The sequence below is a fragment of the Ligilactobacillus sp. genome (assembly GCF_036846325.1).
Taxonomy (GTDB): domain Bacteria; phylum Bacillota; class Bacilli; order Lactobacillales; family Lactobacillaceae; genus Ligilactobacillus.
The window spans coordinates 1-8,584 of record NZ_DAIUCE010000074.1; the positions used below are offsets into that span (position 1 = coordinate 1).

The 8,584-nt window shown below is 46.8% G+C and carries 8 protein-coding genes and 1 riboswitch; of the genes, 5 read left to right on the plus strand and 3 right to left on the minus strand.

Features of this window, described 5'->3' with window-relative positions:
• Positions 1–69: 69 nt before the first annotated feature.
• Genes V7Z60_RS07375 through V7Z60_RS07385 form a run of 3 tightly spaced genes read right to left on the minus strand, consistent with a single transcriptional unit; the run spans position 70 to position 2,358 of the window.
• Positions 70–1,119 (minus strand): LCP family glycopolymer transferase, encoded by a 1,050-nt coding sequence (locus tag V7Z60_RS07375; RefSeq protein WP_334117193.1) that lies wholly within the window; start codon positions 1,117–1,119, stop codon positions 70–72.
• A gap of 19 nt (positions 1,120–1,138) precedes the next feature.
• Complete coding sequence (locus V7Z60_RS07380; RefSeq protein WP_334117194.1) at positions 1,139–1,513, minus strand: DUF1634 domain-containing protein; 375 nt, start codon at positions 1,511–1,513, stop codon at positions 1,139–1,141.
• Entirely contained in the window at positions 1,513–2,358 is an 846-nt protein-coding gene (locus V7Z60_RS07385; RefSeq protein ID WP_334117195.1) for a sulfite exporter TauE/SafE family protein, read from the minus strand. Before V7Z60_RS07385 ends, V7Z60_RS07380 begins: the two co-directional genes overlap by 1 nt.
• 211 nt (positions 2,359–2,569) lie before the next feature.
• Between V7Z60_RS07385 and V7Z60_RS07390 the strand changes: the two genes are divergently transcribed.
• From V7Z60_RS07390 to V7Z60_RS07410, 5 genes are all read left to right on the plus strand, one after another.
• The gene (locus V7Z60_RS07390; protein WP_334117196.1) at positions 2,570–3,397 is read left to right on the plus strand and encodes a zinc-ribbon domain-containing protein; all 828 of its coding nucleotides are present in this window, start codon (positions 2,570–2,572) and stop codon (positions 3,395–3,397) included.
• 97 nt (positions 3,398–3,494) lie between these two features.
• The gene (locus V7Z60_RS07395) at positions 3,495–4,031 is read left to right on the plus strand and encodes an Rrf2 family transcriptional regulator (RefSeq protein WP_334117197.1); all 537 of its coding nucleotides are present in this window, start codon (positions 3,495–3,497) and stop codon (positions 4,029–4,031) included.
• An 89-nt stretch (positions 4,032–4,120) separates the two neighbouring features.
• A riboswitch (Lysine riboswitch) is annotated at positions 4,121–4,302 on the plus strand.
• Between the two features lie 110 nt (positions 4,303–4,412).
• Positions 4,413–5,858: an amino acid permease gene (locus V7Z60_RS07400; RefSeq protein WP_334117198.1), complete on the plus strand. Its 1,446-nt coding sequence runs from the start codon at positions 4,413–4,415 to the stop codon at positions 5,856–5,858.
• Positions 5,859–6,258: 400 nt separating this feature from the next.
• Complete coding sequence (serS, locus tag V7Z60_RS07405; protein WP_334117199.1) at positions 6,259–7,533, plus strand: serine--tRNA ligase; 1,275 nt, start codon at positions 6,259–6,261, stop codon at positions 7,531–7,533.
• Positions 7,534–7,596: 63 nt separating this feature from the next.
• Positions 7,597–8,220 carry a histidine phosphatase family protein gene (locus V7Z60_RS07410; protein ID WP_334117200.1) on the plus strand — a complete coding sequence of 208 codons (624 nt, stop codon included), beginning with the start codon at positions 7,597–7,599 and terminating at the stop codon, positions 8,218–8,220.
• The last annotated feature ends 364 nt before the right edge of the window (positions 8,221–8,584 follow it).

The following is an 8,584-nucleotide window of genomic DNA, read 5'->3' on the forward strand; positions in this document are numbered from 1 at the left end:
CGCTTTCGCTGATCGCTCGCGCCCCTCCTTATCTACCGCCTTGTTGAGCGGCTGGCCTTCGCACCTTGTCTAATCATCATCCGCGTCAACCCAGTCGCTTGAATCGCCGGTTTGGGCATGACTTAAACCAAGAGCTTTTCGCAGGAGATTGGTGATGCGCTGCTTTTCCTTTGTAGTCGGAACTTCGAAGGATTCGCCGTTTTCCTGGTTCGGCTGGCCGGCAAGGTGATCTGTGACCATGTTGTGAGTTGCGACCCTGTATTTGCTTCCCAGGACAAGCAGGTCGTCAAAGTTAAGATCCGTTACCATCTGCTTTGAGATTGTTGACAGAAACTTCTGATTGATCAGGCTTGTCAGGTGGCTTCCCTTGAATGCAAGCTGAGTCAGAACCTGACGCTGGCGGGCCTGACGTCCGTAGTCTCCCTGAGGATCGGTGTAGCGCATTCTGACATAGGCGAGTGCACGAGCACCATCCATATGTGTTTCTTCATCCTTGACGAATGACTGATTATCATAAGTAAAGGTCAAAAGCGGCTTGATGTCAAGACCGCCGACAGAGTCAATCAGGCGTTCAAGACCGCCCATGTTGATTGTTGCGTAAAAATCAATCGGGACGTTGAGATAATTCTGGACTGTCTTGACCGCAGTCCCCGAGCCTCCGTAGAAGTAAGCTGCGTTAAGCTTGCTCGGATATTCCGATTCGTATCCGGAAATCTCGACTTTTGCATCGCGCGGAAGGCTGACAACCGTCATCGTTTTTTTCTCAGGATTGAGAACGGCAACCATGATTGTATCCGTCCTTCCCTTGAAGTCGCGGCCAAGTGCGCCCGTATCCGTTCCCATCAGCAGAACTGACACCGGATGTCCGTCCTTCAATGTTGAATTGACATCGCGGGCCTTTTTGACGTTTGAGGATTGAAAAATCGTATTGGCGGCCTTTTTGGCATTCGTATATTTTGCGTAGGCGTATCTGCCGCCGACAATGATGGCGATAACGGTCACAAGCAACCCCCAGAAGAAACAGCCTCGATGGTTTTTCCTGGTTTGGTGCTGCTTTTTATTGCGTCCGGAACGCGGCGAAATTTCGGGATTGACGTAGCCCTTGTCCTTTTGTGGCATGTTTTTTCACTCCTTTTGACTACCTGTGACCAAGAAGGAAGCTGACAATCAGGATCAGCAGAACCAGCGACGTGATTTTGACGTACAGATAATCTTTTTCCTTGATAAATGCGTAGATTGAAATGACGACGCGCAAAACGGGAGTCAAGATCAAGAGGTAGATTCCTCCCATCATCCAGGCATACGGCTTGAGTGCGGACATTCCGGAAACAACGGCGGAAAGAGTCGTTGGAAAACTGTTTCCCGGGTATCCGCTCGTGCCCTTGATCATCAGCATCGCAAAGCCGATAATCATCACGGTAGCTGCAAGGAAAACCCCGATTCGCATGATTTTCCCGATGACGATTTCAACGGCCATCATTTCTTCTCTTGTAGTGGCTTTTCTTTCAGACATCAGATTGTCACCCCGAATCCTTTAAGAATCATCTGCAAACCAAGATAAAGCAAAATCGGAATGAAGATTCCGCGAATGACTTTTGAAGGCAGAAGCTGCATGATGCGGCTTCCGACGGTTGCTCCACCGATGATGCCAAGAGCCAGCGGGACGGCAATTTCAGGTTTGATGGATCCGTTGAAGAAATACACGGTGGCACTTGCTGCCGCGGTGACACCCATCATCAGATTGCTCGTCGCGCTCGACGGTTTGAGCGGCATCTTCATTGCTCCGTCCATTGCCATGACCTTGAAGGCCCCCGAACCGATTCCGAGCATTCCCGAGGCCAGACCTGCGCCGAACATGATGGCGGCGCCGCCTGGGATGTTTTCGACCTGATAATCGATCTGCCTGTGAAGGTTTTTGTCATAATAAGAGCTGTTGAGCTTGAATTTTTCGGCAAGCCTGTCCGGCTCAACGCGTTTCAGAACTTCCTGTCCGCGACGGAGTTTTCTGTACATGTTCCAGCTGGAGAAAACAAGCAGGGCGCCGAAGAGGACGTAAAGAACCATCGGGTTGAAGACCCCTGTCAAAAGAGCACCGATAATTGCGCCGATTGTCGTGAAAATTTCCAGAAACATTGCAACGCGAAGGTTCAGAACATCATCGCGCAGAAATGCAATCGTTGATCCGGAACTGGTTGCGATAACGGCAATAATGCTTGCTCCGATTGCATATTTGATATCCATTCCGAGTGCCAGCGTGACAATGGGAGTGATGATCATTCCGCCGCCAATCCCTAAAATAGCACCCATTACACCGGCAAAAATGCCGATGCAAAGCATGAGTAATGCTGTATGAAGCATGATGTATTCCTTTCCTGGTGTGCTGAATTTTTTAGTTAAAACGCACCGTTACTATATATTTTAACAAAGATGACCTGAACAGTAGTAAAGATTTGTTAAAATTGTGCAAATTTTCGAAAATAGTTTTCATGGTGCCGTTAACTGCTTGATAAATATTGGAAAAACTAATAAAGTATTTACTGATGAATAATTTAAATGATGGGGGCCAAAAATGTTTTATTGTCAAAGATGCGGCCGACAGATAGCTGATGACGAGCTGCGTTGTCATTTTTGCGGGATAGTTCAGGAGCGTGAAGGAACTTCGATTGAAACGAAGCCTTGCAAGAAGTGCAAGGAAGCCATTCCCGTAAATGCAAATTACTGTCCTTACTGCGGTCTGGACCAGGCAACGTTGTTTTATGACGAGATGTCGTTTGAAGACAAAAAAGATGATCAAGGCGAAGAAAGCGCTGAACGTCAAAACGGAGATGACGCTCAGGAAGATCCGTTGGAAACGCTGGAAAGCTTTGAAATCAACGATCCTTCTGACGTGGAGAGGTTCTTGCAGAAGATTGAAGAGGAAAGCAACAGGATTCGTGAAGCCAATGCCAGAAAGTACCATATTGCAAAAAACGAGTCCGAAAAACCGGGCTTGATTGTGTCAACCAGGCTGATGATCAAAGATTGGCTGACGGTTGACAAGCGTATGGGAACCGGTGATTTCTGGTGGGGATATCTTGGAATGTACCTCTTGACGATTATTGCCAGCGTAATCATGGGTGTAGTTTTGGCGGGAATATACATGTATTATCCTAAGATGGTCGGAACCGCCTTTGACGTGATGTTCACTGCATGGATGATTTTCTTCTTCATAACGACCATCACTGCATTTATCAGGAGATTTCATGATTCCGAACTGCCGTCTTTCATGATTTTCCTTCGATTCATCCCGGTTGCGGGCGAACTCTTCTGCCTGTTTTTTGCCATGCGTCCGCAGATGATTTCAAATGGCCGTTATACCTTTGAAAGCAAGGCCAAACGAAAAAAGAGGACAAAATAGGAAAAACGTCGATAGAACTGCAATAGAATCAAGGTTATAATGTAGACATCAAATATCCATATAAAATCCGCTCATGGATAGAAAGGTTGATGTAATAATGCAATTGACAAAAGGCTTTGAGCAGGCAGCATGTATCATGGCACTTTTGGCAACTCAAAATCGGGGAATACCGCTGTCGTCACACGTCATTCACACTCGAGTCAGCAGCTCGCCGACATATCTGAAGAAAATAATGCGCAAGCTTGTCGTCGGCGGATTGATAACGTCCGCATCCGGCAACAGCGGCGGATTCAGTCTGGCGAGAGAACCTGAGGACATTACGCTTTTGCAGGTCGTATCAGCGGTTGAAGGAGAGATTCACACCTATCCGAACAACGGACTGCTGGATCTTGTGTTCAGCGATTTCAAGCCGATTGCGACCGAAGGCAACAGTGCAATCAATGCCGCATTCGATGCGGCCGACAATCTTTGGCGTCAGGCGCTTGATAAAGTGACGATTTACGATCTTTTGTGTCAGACTCTGGGAACAATCGACGTCCCAAGAGTTGACTGGAACAAGATTCAGCTTTCGCCGTCCGAACAGGCGACGGCCATCATTGAAAAAATCCGGACGAATCTGCGTTCCGGAAGATGAAGCTCATTTCAGGCTCAGGGTTGACCCTGGGCTTTTTTTGCACAGTCACAAACCTTGCAATTATATTTTTCAGATTGTATCATAGTAGTTATCGAAGAAGAGGTCGCAAAGATCATCAGTAGGCCGGCGGAGCTGATAAAGCAGCGCTGAAACCGGACGAAAGGGGGATTTGCCGAAGCACGCCATGCCTTTATGCGGGCGATGCTGGGCTTCAGTTGAAGAAACTGAAGACTGTCGCTGTGAGAAAATGCAGCGGAGCGCTATCGAGATGTTGCTTAAAATGTATTTTAAGACAAAAACTGACAGGCGCGACCTCCGTTTTGAAGGTCGTGCCTTTTGCGCTGAAGATCTCCTCTGAATTTTGCACTGGAGGAATTCTCAATGACAGAAAACAATCAGGTCAAGCGGTCGCTCAAGACAAGGCATTTGTCGATGATTGCGCTTGGAGGAAGCATTGGCACGGGGCTGTTCGTTGCCAGTGGAAGCGCGATTTCGACTGCCGGTCCGGGCGGGGCTCTGGTGGCTTATCTCGGTATCGGGATAATGGTTTACTTTTTGATGACGTCTCTTGGAGAAATGGCGACTTATCTGCCGGTTACCGGTTCGTTTGCTGAATATTCGAAAAGATTCGTCGATCCTGCGCTCGGATTTGCGATGGGATGGAACTACTGGTTCAACTGGGCGATTACGCTTGCCGTCGATCTTTCGACGGCAGCGCTTGTCTTGAAGTTTTGGTTTCCGCACGTTCCGGGCTGGCTATTCAGCCTGGCGGCGCTGGTAATGATTTTTCTGATAAATGCACTTTCGGTCAAGTCCTTTGGCGAAGCTGAATACTGGATGGCGCTCATCAAGGTGATTACCGTCATTGTCTTCCTGATTGTCGGGTTGCTGACGATCATCGGTATTTTAGGCGGACACGCTGTATTTCTCGAGAACTTTGCCTATAAGAAGGCACCGTTTGTCGGCGGGATTCCGACTGTTCTGAGCGTCTTCGTCGTTGCCGGGTTCTCATTTCAGGGAACTGAACTGATCGGGATTACGGCCGGTGAGACCGAAAATCCGGAAAAGAGTCTGCCGAAGGCCATCAAGCAGGTCTTTTGGCGAATTCTGCTTTTCTACATTCTTTCAATTTTCGTGATTGCCTGCCTGATTCCGTACACAAGTCCCAACCTGCTCGGGTCGAGCGCATCGGACATCACAATCAGTCCGTTCACGCTTGTGTTCAGACGTGCCGGACTCGCATCTGCCGCTTCGGTAATGAATGCGGTTATCCTGACATCCGTTCTTTCAGCGGCAAATTCCGGGATGTACGCCTCAACCAGAATGCTTTTTGCGTTGGGAGTTTCAGGAGATGCGCCGAAGATGTTTTCGCGCGTCAACGACCGCGGGATTCCGATTTTTGCTTTGCTCGGGACGACGTTTGTCGGTCTTTTGACGTTTCTTGCAAGTATTTTCGGAACCAGAATCTACACGTTTCTGGTAAATTCGAGCGGTTTGTCGGGCTTCATCGCCTGGATTGGAATTGCGATTGCGCATTACCGTTTCAGAAGAGCCTTTATTGCACAGGGACATGATTTAAGCGAATTGAAGTATCATGCAAAATGGTTCCCGTTCGGGCCACTGCTTGCACTTGTCCTGTGCATCCTGGTCATGGTCGGACAGGACATCAAGTCCTTTGCGAATTTTGACTGGCAGGCAATCGGTGTGACATATATGTCGATTCCGATTTTTCTGGTGCTTTTCTTCTATTACAAGTTCAAGCACAGAACCAGAATGATTCCGTTGGATGAGATTGATCTGACACCGCATGACATCAAAAACGAATAGATCGTATGAAATGCACGTCCGGAAAAGCAGTCCGGGATTTTCAGGTTTCCCGCTGCTGAGACATGACGGTTTGATTTCGTGCTGGATTCGAAAGTCACGAACTTTTGGATCCGTACCTTGTTTTTTAACATCATTCGTAATATAATAACACTTAAGAAATAATCGAAACATCTGAGTTCGCCATAAGTAGGTCATACAGAGAAGTGAAGCAGCTGAGAATCACCGGCCGAAACTCCAGCGTTCGTTGAATGGGCAGGTAATTCTGCACGGGAGATCGTTAATTCTGAGAGTGCGGCCGCATGGTCGAACTTGGGTGGTACCGCGAAACGAGTCTTTTCGTCCCAATGGAGGGATGAATAGGCTCGTTTTTTCGATTACATGAAAAACAGGAGGAATAAACATGTTAGACATTAAGATGATTCGTCAGAATACTGACGAAATTAAGGAACGTCTTGCAACGCGCGGCGTCAAGGCAGAAACAATCGATACCTTGCTTGAAAAGGACAAGCGCCGTCGCGAACTGCTGGTTGAAACGGAAGGCCTGAAGCAAAAGCGCAATGAAGTGTCGGCAGAAATTGCCAATGCCAAGCGCAATAAGCAGGATGCAACTGACGCAATCAAGGAAATGCGTGAAGTCGGTGCTGAAATCAAATCCTTGGATGAAGAACTTGAGGAAGTGGAAGCAACGGTCAAGGATATGGCTTCCCGATTGCCTAACCTGCCGAACCCGACGATTCCGGTTGGCCCGGATGAAAGTGCCAACGTTGAATTGCGCAAAGTAGGCACGCCGCGCAAGTTTGACTTTGAGCCGAAAGCACATTGGGATATCGGGGAGGATCTCGGAATTCTTGATTTTGATCGCGGAGCAAAGGTTTCAGGTGCGCGCTTTGTCTACTATAAGGGACTGGGTGCCCGTTTGGAGCGCGCCGTTTACAACTTCATGCTTGATGAGCACGCAAAGGAAGGTTATACGGAAATGCTTCCTCCGTACATCGTAAATGCTCAGACGATGTATGGAACGGGACAGTTCCCTAAATTCAAGGAAGACGTTTATCAGGTCAACGGAGAAGACATGACGCTTATTCCGACGGCCGAAGTTCCGCTGACGAACTATTACCGCGATGAAGTCATTCCGACGGAAAAGCTTCCGGTATACTTTACTGCACTTACGCCGTGCTTCCGTTCAGAAGCAGGCAGTGCCGGCCGCGATACGCGCGGTTTGATTCGAATGCATCAGTTCAACAAGGTCGAAATGGTCAAGTTTTCGAAGCCTGAAAACTCATATGACGAACTTGAGAAGATGACGCAGAATGCCGGAAACATCATGGAAAAACTCGGCCTGCCATATCATGTAATCACTCTTTCGACGGGTGACATGGGCTTTAGTGCCGCAATGACACATGACCTTGAAGTCTGGATGCCTGCTCAAAACAAGTATCGCGAAATTTCTTCCTGCTCGAACTGTGAAGACTTCCAGGCGCGTCGTGCTCACATCCAGTATCGAGATGAAAACGGCAAGCTGCATTTCGTCCATACTTTAAACGGATCAGGACTCGCCGTTGGTCGTACGGTGGCCGCAATTCTGGAAAACTACCAAAACGAAGACGGTTCTGTTACTGTTCCGGAAGCACTTCGTCCATATCTGGGCGGTCTGGAAAAGATTACGAAGGATTAATCTATAAAATGCAGAGCAGGGGGCGGGTGCCCCCTGTTTTTATATATTGGGAGGGAATAATTTATGACTGAATTTTATCTGATAAGACATGGAAAAACCGTTTTTAATCAAGAAGGACGCTTTCAAGGCGGGAAAAAAGACTCAGCATTGCTCAGGCAAAGCATTGAAGATGCTAAGAAAGCCGGTGAGTATCTTAAAGAAACACATTTTGAGGCTTTTTACTCCAGTCCGATGGAACGCGCAAGGCAAACAGGCAAAGCAGTTCTTGAAGGGATGGGATTAGAAGGTGCTTCGATTGACACGATTGAAGGGCTGCGTGAATTTAATTTCGGGAATTGGGACGGAGATCTGGTGTCTGAACACGAAGAAAGTCTTGAATTCGAAACGTTTTTTAAGAATCCTGAAGGCTTCGTTCCAATTGATATGCAGGGCGAAGACTATCACCAGTTTGTCGAAAGAATTCAATGTGCCGCTGAAAAGATCCATCTTGAGCATCCAGTCGGAAAAGTATTGATATTTGCGCATGCTTTGGTGAATACTTTTTTGGTAAAGACGCTGCTCGGTGAAAATCTGAATAAGATCAGGACGGAAGGCTTGGTCGACAACACTTCATTATGCATTTTAAAAACGAACGATTTTACTGATTTCAAGTTAGAAATGTGGAATAATACGGATTATTTAAAGTGAAGGATAATTAATGATTCTATATTTGCAAAAAAGCAAACTAAATTTAAAAAACTTGTTGACGATTAAGTGAAACGTTGGTATCATAATATCTGTTGTTAAGTTCTTGAGAAATTGTTTCAAAAAAGTTATTGACATTGTCTGATGGATTTGTTACAATAATTAGGTTGTCACTTAATGATTTTTTGTTGGAAATTCGATGTTTCCAACGAGAAGACTGAATTTGCTTTGCTGACTGCTTAAAAAAGTTGTTGACATTATAAATTATCAGTGGTAAACTTAAGAAGTTGCGTCAAGCGACATCTTGAAAGTAGATCTTTGAAAACTGAACAAAGTTTCGATAAGCAAATGTGCAGGGCTTCCTGTT

What these genes read in the sequence shown, in the direction of transcription:
- V7Z60_RS07375 (WP_334117193.1), bottom strand. Translation starts at nt 1,119, where the DNA reads ATGCCACAAAAGGACAAGGGCTACGTCAATCCCGAAATTTCGCCGCGT.
- V7Z60_RS07380 (WP_334117194.1), bottom strand. Translation starts at nt 1,513, where the DNA reads ATGTCTGAAAGAAAAGCCACTACAAGAGAAGAAATGATGGCCGTTGAA.
- V7Z60_RS07385 (WP_334117195.1), bottom strand. Translation starts at nt 2,358, where the DNA reads ATGCTTCATACAGCATTACTCATGCTTTGCATCGGCATTTTTGCCGGT.
- V7Z60_RS07390 (WP_334117196.1), top strand. Translation starts at nt 2,570, where the DNA reads ATGTTTTATTGTCAAAGATGCGGCCGACAGATAGCTGATGACGAGCTG.
- V7Z60_RS07395 (WP_334117197.1), top strand. Translation starts at nt 3,495, where the DNA reads ATGCAATTGACAAAAGGCTTTGAGCAGGCAGCATGTATCATGGCACTT.
- V7Z60_RS07400 (WP_334117198.1), top strand. Translation starts at nt 4,413, where the DNA reads ATGACAGAAAACAATCAGGTCAAGCGGTCGCTCAAGACAAGGCATTTG.
- serS (WP_334117199.1), top strand. Translation starts at nt 6,259, where the DNA reads ATGTTAGACATTAAGATGATTCGTCAGAATACTGACGAAATTAAGGAA.
- V7Z60_RS07410 (WP_334117200.1), top strand. Translation starts at nt 7,597, where the DNA reads ATGACTGAATTTTATCTGATAAGACATGGAAAAACCGTTTTTAATCAA.